Source organism: Alteromonas sp. RW2A1 (assembly GCF_001886475.1).
Classification (GTDB): Bacteria; Pseudomonadota; Gammaproteobacteria; order Enterobacterales; family Alteromonadaceae; genus Alteromonas; species Alteromonas hispanica.
On the sequence record NZ_CP018031.1, the window covers coordinates 3,885,203 to 3,901,377 of the forward strand.

At 44.9% G+C, this 16,175-nt stretch carries 8 protein-coding genes; 3 read left to right on the forward strand and 5 right to left on the reverse strand.

Going from position 1 to position 16,175, the window contains the following annotated elements:
* Window positions 1-64: 64 nt before the first annotated feature.
* Window positions 65-1,150: a methyl-accepting chemotaxis protein gene (locus BM528_RS17150; protein ID WP_071980882.1), complete on the reverse strand. Its 1,086-nt coding sequence runs from the start codon at window positions 1,148-1,150 to the stop codon at window positions 65-67.
* Between the two features lie 468 nt (window positions 1,151-1,618).
* Here BM528_RS17150 and BM528_RS17155 point away from each other — a divergent pair, with 468 nt between their 5' ends.
* Entirely contained in the window at window positions 1,619-2,365 is a 747-nt protein-coding gene (locus BM528_RS17155; protein WP_071980883.1) for a sulfite exporter TauE/SafE family protein, read from the forward strand.
* A 50-nt stretch (window positions 2,366-2,415) separates the two neighbouring features.
* On the opposite strand, the gene BM528_RS17160 is transcribed toward BM528_RS17155, so the two are convergent.
* Window positions 2,416-3,399: a cation diffusion facilitator family transporter gene (locus BM528_RS17160; protein WP_442855892.1), complete on the reverse strand. Its 984-nt coding sequence runs from the start codon at window positions 3,397-3,399 to the stop codon at window positions 2,416-2,418.
* A gap of 583 nt (window positions 3,400-3,982) precedes the next feature.
* Here BM528_RS17160 and BM528_RS17165 point away from each other — a divergent pair.
* Entirely contained in the window at window positions 3,983-6,664 is a 2,682-nt protein-coding gene (locus BM528_RS17165) for a glycoside hydrolase family 16 protein (RefSeq protein WP_071981386.1), read from the forward strand.
* Window positions 6,665-6,727: 63 nt separating this feature from the next.
* Window positions 6,728-9,673 carry a TonB-dependent receptor gene (locus BM528_RS17170; protein WP_071980885.1) on the forward strand — a complete coding sequence of 982 codons (2,946 nt, stop codon included), beginning with the start codon at window positions 6,728-6,730 and terminating at the stop codon, window positions 9,671-9,673.
* Between the two features lie 100 nt (window positions 9,674-9,773).
* On the opposite strand, the gene BM528_RS17175 is transcribed toward BM528_RS17170, so the two are convergent.
* The 3 genes from BM528_RS17175 to BM528_RS17185 all read right to left on the reverse strand — a co-directional run bounded on the left by BM528_RS17175 (window position 9,774) and on the right by BM528_RS17185 (window position 16,053).
* On the reverse strand, window positions 9,774-11,858 hold the full coding sequence (locus BM528_RS17175) for a TonB-dependent receptor (RefSeq protein ID WP_071980886.1): 2,085 nt from the start codon (window positions 11,856-11,858) through the stop codon (window positions 9,774-9,776).
* A 376-nt stretch (window positions 11,859-12,234) separates the two neighbouring features.
* Complete coding sequence (locus BM528_RS17180) at window positions 12,235-14,784, reverse strand: glycoside hydrolase family 3 protein (RefSeq protein WP_071980887.1); 2,550 nt, start codon at window positions 14,782-14,784, stop codon at window positions 12,235-12,237.
* A gap of 12 nt (window positions 14,785-14,796) precedes the next feature.
* Window positions 14,797-16,053: a sugar MFS transporter gene (locus tag BM528_RS17185; protein ID WP_071980888.1), complete on the reverse strand. Its 1,257-nt coding sequence runs from the start codon at window positions 16,051-16,053 to the stop codon at window positions 14,797-14,799.
* Window positions 16,054-16,175 lie beyond the last annotated feature (122 nt).

Below are 16,175 nucleotides of genomic sequence, written 5' to 3' on the forward strand. Positions count from 1 at the left end.
ACGTAAGCTACCTTCAAGACAACGACGGGCCTTAAACCTAGACCCGCTTAATTGCTAGCAATGACTAATAATTAGCTAGCGTATCGAGAATCTGCATCACTCGTGCGCTAGCCTGCTCCATTTCTATAAGCTTAGCATCAGATGTCGATTGATCACCTGCAAATTTTGCTTCTATGGCTGCTTTTCCACTCAAATGTACTGTTGCATGTGGGCTATCAAGCTCTCGGAAAGCTGCTGACTTACCTACATGGCTACCCGTATTTTCCCTGTACCACTGCCCTAAGCGACAATTTGTGTGATCTGATAGTTCGGATACTGACTTATTGCTATACCCGCAAAGCATGGCATAGATATCAGCTTTCCAAACAACATGGTCTAACTTAACGGTTTGAATAAACGTGCTAAAGGCACCATCAGTTATGGTCGATTTCATTGTCTTACAATGGCCCACCATACCTTCGTAACTGCCGTTTAACTCGTTAATACCCGCTTCTAAGTTTTCGTTATTACTGCGCAGTTCGTTTACACCCGACACCGCTTTTGCCGTGCTCTGAATAATGCCGTTTACTAATTCAGATACCTCCGTTGCAGACTTATTCGTTTCAGTCGCAAGCGCTCGTACCTCATCGGCAACCACACTAAAACCTCTTCCCGCATCGCCGGCTCTAGCGGCTTCAATTGCCGCATTAAGTGCTAGTAAGTTAGTTTGGTCTGATATGCTGGTAATGGTTGTAACGAATTTATTAATGTTATCCGCCGTCGTTGATAGACCGGAAATACGCTCACTCATACTGCCCATTTGAACATTTAAGCCGCTCATGTCGTTAACAATGTTGCCAAGCGTTGATGCCGACTGCGAAAACAAGGTATCAATATCGGATATTGAACGGCTTTCGGCTTCGATAGTTTCAAATGCAGCCAGCACTGTTTCCCTAATGCTGTCTATTTGCTGTAATGCATCTATCACACACTTGAGAAGTACAGAATCATTAGCCTGAGTTCCCGCGGCAGTCAGCTCTTCAACTTCGTTAGCTAAGGCTGAGTTTTCAGCTTCTAATTGCGCTACCTTATCCAAGGTATCTTGAAGACGCATTTCTAGCTGCCTAGCTTGCGCTTCTTTTTCTTCATATTTACCGCGTGAAACAAACATATAATTTACCGAAAAGTGAGAGTAATTCGTTTTTTCAAGAGTAACAGAAAGTAAACCGCAGTGACTATTAACCTGAAGTAGAAAACGAACATAAAAGCATGTAGTTACGTTATCGACCGTACCACGCGCTGCTTTAACGCTTTACTTATTTTCAGCTGTTAAGGGCCTTTTATGATTTTAGATAAGAGTTTGGCGATAAAAATAAGGTTCAACACTGGATAGCGGGCCTACAGTTTCTCACTGCAAATGCCGTGTAAGAGTGTGAACTTGCAGTAGCAAATTTTATCAACGTTTAGATGAATAGTAGGAAACAGCTTATTAGTAACATTTCAACAAATTGAAAAGAGGTTACCATTGCAGCATTTTTAGCTGATGTCTTTTTTAAGCAGTTGGGCTGCGGTTTTGAGCAAAAATTAACAGTCGCTAACCAATTATTTACTTGCCTTATTGTTGCGGTGATTTTCCACAATGGTGTTTGAAACGCTAATTTTAATGTTTGCGCTATTAAGTGTAGCGACACTTCTTCAAACGCTGAGCGGCTTTGGCTTTGGTCTTATCGTGGTCTCTAGCTTTACTCTGCTTAACATCATGCCGCTTACGGCAACCACGTTTTTAGTCAGTTTTTTAAGCTTGTTTAACTCTGTTAGCTTGGTGTTTAGAAACACCCACCATGTAAATAAACAGGCCTTCATAATCTTACTATCAACAGCAATCCCATTTTTAGCCATAGGCTATGTGCTGTTGGAGTACCTTTCACAATACATGTCAAACTGGCTAAATGTGTTACTTGGGTGCATTATTTTATTGTGTTGCGCACTACTGCTGGTTAAGCGCAGTGTTTCGTCGACTTCGCCTTTCGGTTTTGGTGTAGCAGGCGCACTAAGCGGAGTGCTCGGCGGATTGTTTTCAACATTCGGACCACCGGTTGTATTTCAATGTTACCGCCAAACTTGGTCAATTGTAGAAATCCGCATTACGTTGCTCGCGTTCTTTTGTATGACTTCGCTACTAAGACTCATTGTAGTTCCTTTCGGTACACTGCCCTCTTACGACATGCTTATATCGACACTTTTCGCCGTGCCTGTGGTACTCATTTTCACACGAATTGGACGCCTTCTTACAGCTAGAGTATCTGCAAAACACATTCGAGCCCTTGCTTTACTGATGCTTACCCTAAGTGGCAGTCTGCTTATCATTCAAAATATACAGATTTGACATAAAAGCATGTAAATAGAGCGCTGTGAATGCAACTCGGTAAATAAGTGCTATTTCGAGTGTTCAATTTCTACATGTTCGTTGTTGTGAGAATGTCGATGAAGATGGTCTTTACTATCTCTACATGGCTCTCCAGGAAGCTCAAATTCTATTGTTGTATGAGCAAGCTGAAATTCAGTCAAACGCTCTGCAACTTCACTTTTGAGCCTTAGCAGCGTCTGTGTATCCACATTACAGTCAATAACTAAATGGGCGGTGAGAACATGCTGTTCACCGTCTAATGACCAAAAGTGCAGATGATGAACTTCCTCGACATGAGGCACTTCAAGCAGCGCGCTGCGAATTGCTACTCTGCTTTCTTGATTTGGTACGCCCTGTAAAAACAGTTTCATGGTTTTCACCACATACCGCACAACGTTGATCGAGATAAATAGCGTAAATATGATGGAGAGAATAGGATCAAGAATTGGCCAGTGTACAAACTGCAATAAAATGGCAACACATAACACTGCAACCCACCCCATCACATCTTCAATTAGGTGCCAGTTGAGCACTTTCTCGTTCAAAGAGTGGCCGCCACTTAATTTATAAGCTGCGAATCCATTAACCGCTATTCCCATTATCGCTAGTACTATCATGCCTTCAGTGACTGGCATGGTGGGGTTAAATAGTCTCGGTATTGCCTCAAGCAATATCCATATTGAACCCACAATCAAAATCAGTCCATTTATCATCGCTCCAAGCAAACTTAGCCGCTTAAAGCCGTAAGAATACTTTTCCGTTGCAGCTTTATGCCCCAGCTTACTGAGGTACCAAGCAAGGCCTATAGATAGCGTATCGCCAAGGTCGTGCACTGCGTCAGCCATAATAGCCACACTGTTTGTTAACCAGCCGCCAATAAATTCAATAATGGTGAAAACAAAATTTAGCCAAAAAGCCCAACCTATTCTATTACTGTCAGTAACCTTACTTTCGTGGTGGTGAGCGTGGCTATGCACGTGGTGATGGTGATGATGCATTTGTAGTGCTTCCATTTTTAGGTTCGACCATCAATAAAAAGACGGCCGTTTTTTTATTGTATTATCAAAATGCAGTGTTAGCGATTTTCACAAGCTGAGAAAACATTTACTCACTGACTATCTTTGCTTTTCTCGTTTACACCTAATTTCGCACACAAAATCTCAACATGCCGTAACACTTCTAGGCAAATACATACTTTAGAATAAACAACATATTCACAAATTTAGAGTTCCGCAATTGATACTGGTGGCAACTGATTCCACGTTCTCAAACAAAAGTAACAAAAAAACAATCTCACCCGGAAAATAAAAGCATATTTTTCATGGTGATACACATAGAAAAAGATTGTTAAATCTTTGTAGAAAATCGAGAGGAGAGCAGCTGTTTAATGGCAATATACAAAAATGTTAAACACTTTACACTCGCTGTTTAATGTTAAAAATATGAAAATATGATTGATCTTTTGATCGCAAGGCCTTAATGTTAGCAAAATGTAAGCGCTTCCAAATTTATTACGCCGAATTTTGTAAGCGCTTTCAAAAAAATATAAGCCATCGCGGCGATTTCTTTACAACACTCTTAGCAGGGCTGAAAGCAATGACTAAACATGCATCAAAAATTACGCGGATTACCGCCGCGTTGTCAGTCACGACCCTATTTGGCTGCGGTGGTGGAGCCACCACATCCACAGATATCGACGTCGTTGACGCGTCAGCGCCGGTTTCAGACTGGCAGCTAGTCTGGAGCGACGAATTCGACGGTTCAAGCATCGATGAAAATAAATGGACCCACGAAGTAGATTGCGCCGGCGGTGGTAATAACGAAGCACAGTGTTACACCGACAGCGAGAGCAACTCATTTGTCGACAACGGTATGCTAAATATTGTTGCTCTTCCCGCAGAAGAAGGCGCGCCCAAGCCGTACACATCTGCACGCCTAAATACACGTTATAAAGGCGACTTTAAATACGGCCGTATTGAAATGCGTGCGAAAATGCCTGAAGGTCAAGGTTCTTGGCCAGCATTTTGGATGATGCCAACCGACGAAGTATACGGCGGGTGGCCACGCTCTGGTGAAATCGACATCATGGAAGCGGTTAATCTCAAAGCTGCCGACATCGATGGCAATCCTGAAAATCATATCTACGGCACACTTCATTACGGTCAGGAATGGCCGAATAACGACAGTTCAGGCCAAGCTTATTCGCTACCAAACGGCGCTAACCCTGCTGACGATTTCCATACCTATGCCATTGAGTGGCAAGAAGGCGAAATCCGCTGGTATATGGATGGTTACTTGTATGCTACGCAGCGTCGTTCTGAAGTACGCGAAAATAGTAAAGGTGAAGCCACCGGCCTTTCACACCGCGGCTGGTATGCAGAATACTATGAGCAAGGCACAGGTGAGTTAACAACTCATTGGGACAATGCACCTTTCGACCAAGAGTTTTATCTTATTTTAAACCTTGCTGTTGGAGGAGCATGGCCTGAGTCTGTGAATGAAACAGGTATCGACGCTGAAGCATTTGCAGAAGGTCAAAGCCTTGAAGTTGACTATGTTCGTGTTTACGAATGTGCATCAGACCCAATGACAGGCAAAGGCTGTGAAACGGTTCGCCCAGGTTACGACTCACTTGAAGATGCGCTAGTTGAAGGCGCGGCTCCAATTCCGTCACCACCCTCTACAGGTATCGCGCAGAACCTGACTATTTTCGACGGCACGCCTAATCCAAACTGGCCAGCATGGGACTGCTGCGGTGGTTCTACTCCTGCACTCGTTGAAGATGCAGAAGAAGGTCAGGTTTACGAGTTTAGTATTGGTGACGCGCCAACAGTGATGGGCTTTATTAGTCGCTCGGCATTTATCACCGACCCAGATGGCCAAGCTTCACCGTTTGACGCTTCGCCAATGGAAGAAACTGGCAGCATTAAGTTTGACTTAAAAACCGTGGCACTTCCCAACAACGCAACAACTTCATGGTTATTTAAAGTTGAGAGTTCAGAGGGCTCTACCTTCGCCGAACTTCCTCTAAAGGATGGCTACGTAGGTCCAGCGGATGTAGCAGGCGACACACCTGAGCAAGGCGTGTGGGAGTCGTACGAATTCCCACTGAGTGTATTAGCAGAGGCAGGCCTAGACACCAGTGCCATCGACGTAATCATGGTATTCCCACTGTGGGATACCGGCAGCGGTGCGGTGTATCGCATGGCCAACGTTGAAATTTCACAAGAAGGCGGTGCGTCATACCCTGAGCTTACTATCTTCGAAGCTGGACAAAATCCAAATTGGCCAATGTGGGATTGCTGTGGCGGTTCAACACCAACTGAAGAAATGGATGATGAAGAGCACGGCCTTACTGCTGAGTTCCGTATAGGCGCAGATCCAACAGTTATGGGCTTCACCACTCGTGCTATTGATGGCGGCGGTGCTACTCCATTTGACGCTACTGCACTTACCGATGGTGGTCTTCTTCAATTCGAGATGAGAGTTGTTAGCTCGCCAAATAATCCAGACTCAACTTGGTTATTCAAAATTGAATCAAACGACGCTGCCACTGCTGTCGAGCTTCCACTTAGCGACAGCGTAGAAGGTCAGGCCCCTGTCGAAGGTGAGTGGCAGACTTACACGTTCTCCATTGCCGATTTACAAGCTCGTGGCCTAGATGTAAGCGGTATTGACGTCATCATGATATTCCCAGCGTGGAGCACGGGTGAAGGGGCTGTTTATCGCTTAGATAATGTGAAGTTCTTCCACCCTGATAGTGGCAACGAAGCTCCAGCAGGCGGGTTGAACATTTTCTCTGACACCGCTGCTGAGCAATGGTCTATCTGGGACTGCTGTGGTGGTTCAACACCAACAGAAGAAGTAGACGACGCTGAGCACGGAACCGTTGCTGAATTTAGAATTGGTGAAACACCAACGGTAATGGGTTTCCTTGCTGATGAAGACGTGTCTTACGACGCATCGGCATTACTTTCTACAGGCGTAGTTCGCTTTGAAATGAAAGTAAGCGCAATGCCAATTGATACATCAGGTGATTGGTTATTCAAAATTGAATCAATTGGCGCATCAACCGCAGTTGAACTCCCTATGTCTGCAAGCTTAGAGGGTGTTGCCCCAGTTGAGGGCGAGTGGCAGACATACACTTTCCCACTGCAAACTCTTTATGACGCAGGCCTGGATATCAGTGCTATCAACGTTCTTATGATGTTCCCTACATGGGGGACAGGTAATGGCGCTGTATACCGCGTAGACAATGTTGAAATAGCAGCACAGTAATAAAGCAATGTGCCGCCAGTAGCCCTGGCGGCACGTCAAATTGATAAGAATTAGTAGGCAATTATGAAAAACACTACCTTTAAAAAGACCCAGCTTGCCACTTCTATGGCTTTGTTATTGGGCTCTACCTTGGCAATGCCTAGCTATGCACAAGAAGACGAAACAGCCACTCCAGAAGAAGGCGAAGTTGAAGTTATCCAAGTTAGCGGTATACGCGGCAGTATGATTCGCTCCATGGACTTAAAACGCAGTTCAAACGGTGTTGTTGATGCAATATCGGCAGAAGAACTTGGTAAGTTCCCAGATACCAACTTGGCAGAGGCGCTTCAGCGTATTACCGGTGTAACCATAAGCCGTAATAACGGTGAGGGTAACGAAATCACGGTACGTGGTTTTGGTCCAGAATTTAACTTGATAACGCTAAACGGCCGTCAAATGCCGGGTACAGGTTTCACTCGTTCATTCAATCTGTCTAACCTCTCATCTGAAGGTGTTAACACGCTTGAGCTTCAAAAAACTGCTCGCGCTGAAAACCCAAGCGGTGGCCTCGGTGCAACGGTGAATATCATCACCATGAAGCCACTAGCGCAATCAGGGCAGCAAGCCTCATTTTCAGTAAAGGGTATTTACGATACCTCAAACGAAGAAGGTGATGATGTAACACCTGAAATTGCAGGTGTTTACAGCAATACTTTTGCCGATGACATGTTTGGTTTTGGTGTATCTTTTTCTCACCAAGAGCGTGACTTCCAGCAGCAAGCGGCGAACATTCAGGGCTGGCAGTTACAAGAGAACGATGCGCTACCTGAGTTAGACCCAGAAAATGTAGTTGATAACCGTTCTAACATTACCAATGCTGCGTTCTTCCCTAAAGATATGAACTACAGCATTAGTGATGTTCAGCGCGAACGTTCAAATGCGCAAGTGACCTTCCAGTTCCGTCCTATCGACGACTTCACAGCAACGGTAGACTACACGGCGTCTCGTGCTACCACAGGAACTAACACTGTGGGCTGGGGTATTTGGAATAACTTCGGTTCAAACATTAATGCTTATGAGCTAGATGCAAACGGTACGGCAGTTTTTGCTGATATCAGCGGCGACGATGGCTCGTTCACTGCCAGCAGAAATACCACACGCGTTGACGCTCGCTCAATTGGTATTAACCTTGATTGGATGGTAAACGACGACTGGCATTTAGCCCTCGATTACCATGATTCATACAACGAAATAGACAACGGATACGATGAAGGTCTTGGCAGCTCTGGCCAAATTATTCTTGGTTCAAATCAGCTTCAGTCAAAAGTGTACGACTACCGCGAAGGTGATATTCCTCAGGTATTTGTAAACTGGAACAACGGCACTAATGAAATTGCGCCTGGCGAAATAGACTCTAACTTTAGCCAGTTTATCTATTCTCCTGGCCGTTCTGATATTGAGCAACTTCAATTGGACGGTACTTGGTTCAACTCTGCTTTTGATATTCCTCTAATTAAAGTGGACTTTGGGTATGCACGCACAGAACAGGCGCTAAGTGGATTTGAAGCATGGAGCGGCTTGCGAGGCGGCCCAGGATTTAACCCATCGTTTACTCAAATATTCCCAGACAGCATGTTCGTACGCAACGACACCAGCGGTTTCTTAGATGCCTTTAGTAGCGGTGGTGCGAATATGAACCCTGGGTATTACTATACCTTTGATTTCGACGAAGCTATTGCCCGCCAATTGGCGTTTATTACTGCTGATGTCGTAGGTGAGGCTAACGCATACTCAATCGATCCATATTACATGGGTGCTCCTTCTGTAAGTAATGTAGAGGAAATTACAGACTCTATTTACGTACAAACCGAGTGGGATTTTGAGCTAGGCGATTACTACGTTCAAATTAATGCGGGTCTACGCTACGAAGAAACAGAAGTACCTAGTTCAGCAGAAGTTCGTGTTCCACAGCAAGTCAACTGGGTAGCCGCTTCTGAGTGGATTACACAGTTTGAAGAAGGTCTTCAGTTACAGGACTTTACAGGCGAGTACGACATTCTTCTGCCTATGTTCGACGTAAAAGTTGACGTAACTGACGACGTGGTAGCACGTTTCTCATGGGGTAAGTCAATTACCCGAGCGCCTATTGGTTTATTGCAAGGCGGCCTAGCGTTTAGCGGTAGTCCTAAAATTGGTGCTCGTACTGCCTCAGCGGGTAATACAAGCTTGCTGCCTTTTGAGTCATCAAACTTAGACCTCTCTTTTGAGTGGTACTACGACGAAGCAAGCTACGCGGCTATAGGTCTATTTAGAAAGTCAGTAGACAACTACATCACAACAACGGGTCAAGACCGTCAGTTCGAAGGTCTTAATGATATTTACTTAGGCCCCCGTTGGAATGAAGCGGTAAATGCACTTGAAGCAGCTGGTACACAGGCTACTGATAGCGCTATTTACGACTACTTTGTGAACAACGGTTATGCCGATGAAAACGGTGTTGTAACACCGAATGCAGACGACCCGCTTATTACATGGCGTACAACACAGCCGGGTAACTCTAGTGATGCGAAAACCGTAGAAGGTATCGAGCTTGCTATTCAGCATACTTTCGGTGAAACCGGCTTTGGTTTTGGCGCGAACGCCACATTGGTAGATGGCGATGTTGAATACGACCCGTATAACCTTGAAGAGCAAGACCCACTAGTAGGTATTAGTGACTCTGCTAACTTCCAAGTGTTCTATGAAAAAGATGGCTTGTCGGCAAAAATCACTTATGCGTGGCGTTCAGACTATGTCGTAGGTATTGGTCAAGCTCAAGGTTCGTCGGATAACCCAGCCACTCAGTTCGACACGTACGCGCAAATTGATGCAAGTATTAACTATGACGTTAATGAACATCTTACTGTGTTCCTAGAGGGCATTAACATCAACGATGAAACTGAGCGTGGATATGGACGTTTTGAAGAGCAGTTCTTATTTGCTCGCCAATACGGCCCGCGTTACACACTAGGTGCTCGTTATACATTCTAAGTGTATTTAGTGTTGGGCTTGTATTTAATAACAAGCCCAATTAAAAAGGCCGCTTCATTCACATGAAGCGGCCTTTTTTATTGGCATGAGTCAGTCCGTCTTAGAACGAACCGATAACAGACAGTCTTGCATTAATTGGCGCACCAACCGTTGCTTGATGTCTAGAGTGCGCGTTCGGGAAGTACAATGTGTCAGTTAAGTTTTCCACATTAAGCTGTAAACGCATGCCGTTGTTTAGCTCGTAGTATGCAGACGCATCGACACGGGTGTAGCTTGGTAGGACTGGCGAATCGGTAGCGGTAACCACAAAACTCTCATCTTGATAGGTTGCGCCAATACCAAAGCCTAACACGTCGCTTACTTGATATGTTGTCCAAACCGACATAGTATTTTCTGGAAGCTCACGAAGCTCTACTCCATTCGCATTTTCACCGTCTAAGTTGCTGTAGTTGGCAGTAACAAACCACTTATCAGTAATGTAGCCCTGTAGCTGCAGCTCAAAGCCTGACACATCAGAATCCACTTCTACGAAGCCTTCCGGGTCGTTAGGATCGTTATCCAATGAGGTTTGCTCGTTTTCAAATATCGCTGCTGTAAAGCTCATGCTGTCAGCAAAATCCCACTTCACACCAATTTCTTGGTTAGTAAACGTATCAGGGTCTAATCTATTAGCATCGCCGTTAATATTGGCATACTGCTCGCCACTGCGCGGTAAAAACGACTCACTGTAGCTGGCATAAATTGAGATATTTTCTTGAGGCTTATACACAAGACCTGCACGAGGAGAGACTTCCTCATCAGTGCGGTTACGGGTTTCTAATACCTCAGGGCGTGCGTCAAATACTTCAATATCGAAGCTATCGAAACGAGCACCTAATACAAGGTCGAAGTTTTCTGATAGAGCAATTTCGTCTTGTACGTAAAATGAATATACGTCTAGGTCTACGCGGGTATCGTCGTTTAAATCCGTAAATGCAGTAGTGACTGTATTTCCAGCCGCGTTAGTACCTGTTAATCCTCTAAAGTCTAAAGGGCCGCTAACTAGGAAATCTTCTTGGTCGTCGCCATTTGAATCGAAGACCGAGTTTAAACGATTCTGATCAGATTCAGTATTGATAAACTCACCACCGAAAATAACCGTGTGCTCAATGCTACCCGTTGCAAACTCACCGACTAGGTTTGCCGACAAGATAAGATTCTCACGTTCAGTACCGTCAATGTAACCATCAAGCGTCGCAACGTTTGTCTCTGGGTCAAAGTCAGCGGCATAAAAGTTGGCATATACCTTGTCATAGTCACCGTAAAAGGCGTTAAAGTTACCTTTTAAGTTGTCTGAAAAGTTGTGCTGTAAGTTGGCGCGAAACACGTCAGCTTCTAACGTTTGATAGTTATTTTCAGGGTCGCCAAAGACAATGTTTTCAAACGCTTCTACCGGCTCACCGTTTGCACCAGTAGGAACACCACGGTCGATAAAACGCTCGTGGTCGATATACTCATAGGATAAATCAACGATTGTATCCTCGCTCAACTGAAAGCGTGCTGTAGGGTTAAAGCCGTAACGATCGCCGTAAAAGAAATCACGATGGTTATCTAGACTCTCGTACATAGCATTAATTCTTACCGCAGAATCTTCGCCAGTGTCGATGTTGGTATCAAGCTGTAAGCTGTACGCGCCAAATGTGTTAGCAGATACGTTGTAGTTTACAAACTGCTGATCGATAGTCGCTTTCTTAGAAACGCGATTTAAAATACCGCCCGTGCCGCCACGACCGAACAGTAATGCGTTAGGACCACGTAAAATTTCAACTTGCTCAACATTGTACAGCGCACGATAGTATTGAACGTCGTCGCGATTACCGTCTATATAAAAATCGGCTGTTGAACGTACACCACGAAACACAACGGCGTCACGATGTCCTTCACCCTGAGAGGTGTTTACCCCTGGGGTGTAATCGATAATTTGGCCTACGCTTGTAATACCGCGGGCAGTAATTTCCTCTGCCGTCATGATAGATAAACTTTGTGGTACATCGATAATAGGAGTAGGGCTTTTGATAGAGTTTGATTGGTTTACCGAAAGATACTTTCCTTCAACAGTAAGTCTTTCAATATCTTCCATTGCAACCCCAAGGGCAGCGGGACTCAACATTACGGCTGTAGCAATAGTCGTAGGTTTAAATTTCACTATAATTCTCCACGTGTTCTACAAGTTTTATGTGTGATTTTGGTTAGTAGTCAGGGGTTAACCCTCTATTTATACTATTTGCACTGCGTCTTGAATGCGCCTTTTAATGTAAATAGGAATAGTTACTATTTCGATAAGCGATCGATAAAGGAAAACTCAGACGTTTGCGAGTCGTGGAGTGATATTTTTAAGAATACGCAATGAAAAGGTATAAATTTAACGTTAAGGCAGCTTAAATGGAAAAGATAAGCGTTAAAGATCAATTAGGTGAAAAATACGCAGAGTGTGTTCGAGAGTGTCTTGGGTAATCGAAAACAATAAAAAAAACCGCTCAAAAATAAAATTTGAGCGGTTTTTTATTGATTTTAGTATGCTTTTATTTACAGCTAATATCTGCGCTTTCTGCGGCATTAGGCGTAAATTCAATATCAGCCAAACTTACACTCGCTTTACCAGCACTTCCTAGCTCGAACGGCACCACTAAGCCAGTGAAGTCGATCCCCTTATCAACAAAGCACTGCAGATCAATGCTGATTGAAGACCACGTATCTAGGGGTAACGCGTTTACTTGCTCGCTAATATCGATTTGTGTTGAGCAGCTTCCCGGTGCATCTCCTTCGCCTTCACAGTTCATTCCCACGGTTAAACCGCTCTCAATATCGCTATGGCGGCTAACGCTAAAGGTTAGTGCCCCATTAGTCAGCAACTGTGCGCTTAAGTCTTCCCGGAAGAAGCTCTTACTCGCAAAACGCATGGCGGCAAACTCACTGCCGTCAAAGGTGACTTTACGAGCATCTTCCTGAACGACTTTATCCACAGTGCGATAATTAATAGCCCCTACTTTGTGTGTGCTGGCATTTACTGTTAACGATTCGTCACCTGAGTAAAGCCATAGTACCCAAGGAGATTGAACCGCTCCGTTAAGGATCTCAACAGACTGACTATTGTCACTGCTTACACTTACTTCAGTGTTTAAATCATCGGATAAGACATTTTCATCGGCATACGTTAATCCAAAGCCATAGGAAAGTAATGGCTCATAGTCATCATCGCCTATATTCACAATTTGCTGAGGCTCTGCTGGCCACGAGAATGGAAGTTTGCCTTTAAAGTCTTGCTCGCCGAATAATACATCAGCTACCACTGCACCTTCTGAACCTGGCAACCATGCTGCCACAAATGCGTCAGAAGCGTTTAGTTCTGCATTAACCCACATAGGGCGGCCGCTTATAAATACAGATACCACTGGGATACCTTGAGACTTAAGACGCTCAAGCAGCGCTAAGTCTTTTTTAGTACCGTACTGATAAATTAACGTTTCTCTATCACCATGACCTTCCGCGTACGGCTCTTCGCCAAATACCACAATAGCCACGTCTGGAGTTTCGCTTTCACCTTCAAATACACCGTCAACAGAAAGCATAACATCGCCACCAGTATTTTCTACGTGACGTTTAATGCCGTCGTATATTGAAGTGCCACCCGGGAAATCATCGTTCGTGTTATTCGTACCCTGCCAGGTAATACTCCAGCCACCAGATTGCTTACCAATATTGTCTGCGGCATCGCCAGCAACTAACACACGCTTATTCCCTGACAAAGGTAATAGGCCTTGTTTATTTTTAAGCAATACCAATGATTCACGAACGGCCTGACGAGCCACTTCACGATGAGATTCTTTGCCTATAAGCGAACGATCACCAGATAACGGGCGATTAGCTGGACTAGGCTTGTCAAACAAACCTGCGCGTACTTTAACCCGTAAAATGCGACGCACAGCATCGTCTATTCGTGACATGGGTATGACCCCATCTTTCACGTGGGCAAGCGTAGATTCATAAACACCTTTCCAATCGCTAGGCACCATAAAAATATCTAACCCAGCGTTAACGGCTTGTGCACAATCTGTATTACTACACCCTTTCACTTGGCCGTGACCATTCCAGTCGCCCACAACAAAGCCGTCAAAGCCCATTTGCTCTTTTAATACATCGGTCAGCAAATATTTGTGACCGTGAAGCTTTTCACCATTCCAACTGTTAAACGAAGCCATAACAGACTGCGCACCAGCGGTTAGCCCGCCAACGTAGCCTTGGGCATGGATATCAAACAGCTCTTGCTCGCTGGCAACGTTGTCGCCTTGGTCGTCACCACCTAAAGTGCCGCCGTCACCGACAAAGTGCTTTACGGTACTGATAACCCGCTGATCGCTCAAAAAGTCTTTGTCGGCAGCGCCCTGCAGGCCCTTTACCACCGAAGCAGCATAGTCACGAACAATGGCAGGATCTTCTGAGTAGCTCTCGTAAGTTCTCCCCCAGCGATCGTCCCTTACCACGGCCACCGTGGGTGCAAATACCCAATCGATGCCCGTTGCCATAACTTCTTTAGCTGTTATGTGAGCAATCTGCTCGACTAGTTTGGGATTCTTTGCCGCCCCCAACCCAATATTGTGGGGAAACAGCGTAGCGCCAATCACATTATTGTGACCGTGAACTGCATCTGTTCCCCACATGGTTGGAATGGTTGAACCGTCTAAACTGTCATCAATAGACGCTTGATATAGCTTTTCAGCCAGCGCAACCCAATCGTCAGGCGTTGCGTGTTTATTATTGTCTGGAAACGCGCCACCACCGTTAAGATAAGAGCCAAAACCATACTGACGCATTTCTTCAACCGTAATATTGCGGATTTCTGGTTGAATCATTTGCGCTATTTTTTGCTCCAGCGTCATTGTCGACATCAACTCAGACACCTGCTTTTCTACAGCCGGATCTTTTTCTACTTCGATATCAAGCTTTGGCCAAATTTTTGCCGCACCGCTTTTTTCTACGCTCTCATCCTGATTGCTAGCAGATTCTTTCTCTGCAACTCCGCAGCCGCTTAACAATACGCCAGCAATTACGGAAGCGAGTAATGTGTTTCGCATCGTTACTACTCCTTAATCTTTAATCAGTTGTGTTACACGGCTGCCTATTAAACCGTAGTAGGCGATGTACAAGTAACAAGAAGCCGGTAGCAAGAATGAAAGTGTGACGCCGATATTATCAGCCAACATACCTTGGAAAAGCGGGATAATAGCTCCCCCTACTATGGCTAAGCACAAAATACCTGAGCCTTGCGGTGTATCTTTGCCAAGTTGCTGAAGCGCCAAACTGAAAATGGTAGGAAACATGATGGAGTTAAATAAACCCACACCAAGCACGGTCCATAGTGCAAGTGGCCCCGTGGTAGAAATCGACAGCACAATAAGAAAGATAGCCATAACTGAATTAAATGCCAACACGATGCCGCCGGAGACTTTTTGCATAACAACTGCACCGATAAAGCGTCCGACCATAGCGCCGCCCCAGTAGTATGCAAGCAACTTAGATGCTTTTGCCTCAGTTAGTCCAGCCACTGAAGGACTAGCTAAATAGTTTACTAGCATGCTACCTATGGCAACTTCGGCACCGACGTACATAAAAATGCCTACAGCACCGAGAACAAGATGCCTATGCTGCCAAGCCCCACCTTTGAATATGCCGGTATTAGTACTGGTGTGGTTGAGTTTAGGCAGCTTTAAATAAAGAAATACCAACGCTAGTAAAAGAAGCGATGCAGCGAGTATAAGATAAGGAATTTGAACATCGGAGGCCGATGCCGTCGCCGCGTTGTGTTCGCCTGTTGCCCCGTACATAAGATACGAACCAAAAAATGGCGCTACCGTGGTGCCAAGAGAATTAAACGCCTGGGTCATCGTAAGTCGAGAAGAGGCTGTTTTGGGGTCTCCTAACGCAGTTACATATGGGTTAGCCGATACCTGCAAAATAGTGATGCCCGACGCTAATACGAAGAGCGCAAGAAGGAAAACCGCATATATTTGGCTTTCAGCTGCAGGGTAAAACATGATGCAACCCAAACAGGCAATACCCAACCCAAGCACAATACCTTTTTGATAACCTATTCGTGATACCACTAGCCCGGCAGGCAGTGAAACAATGAAATAGGCGCTAAAAAAGCAAAACTGAATAAGCATCGCCTGTGTAAAGGAGAGGTTAAACGCACCTTTTAAGTAGGGGATAAGGATATCGTTCAGGCAGGTAATAAATCCCCACATGAAAAATAATGTTGTTAATGAAATGAGAGCAAAGCGATAATTACCACTTGGCGCTACATTATTCACTGGCTGCGAGTCAGGTTGCGTTGGTATGTCCACTGATAACCTCTATTGCTATTTTTGTAATTAATGATAAATTAACATTTGAAAGCGCTTACACGGCCAAGAACACTTGCTTGTAAGCGCTTACATTTCAGTGAATAATTACATGAAGCGTTGCT

Coding starts and splice junctions, on each gene's coding strand:
- BM528_RS17150 (WP_071980882.1), bottom strand. CDS start 1,150: ATGTTTGTTTCACGCGGTAAATATGAAGAAAAAGAAGCGCAAGCTAGG.
- BM528_RS17155 (WP_071980883.1), top strand. CDS start 1,619: ATGGTGTTTGAAACGCTAATTTTAATGTTTGCGCTATTAAGTGTAGCG.
- BM528_RS17160 (WP_442855892.1), bottom strand. CDS start 3,399: ATGGAAGCACTACAAATGCATCATCACCATCACCACGTGCATAGCCAC.
- BM528_RS17165 (WP_071981386.1), top strand. CDS start 3,983: ATGACTAAACATGCATCAAAAATTACGCGGATTACCGCCGCGTTGTCA.
- BM528_RS17170 (WP_071980885.1), top strand. CDS start 6,728: ATGAAAAACACTACCTTTAAAAAGACCCAGCTTGCCACTTCTATGGCT.
- BM528_RS17180 (WP_071980887.1), bottom strand. CDS start 14,784: ATGCGAAACACATTACTCGCTTCCGTAATTGCTGGCGTATTGTTAAGC.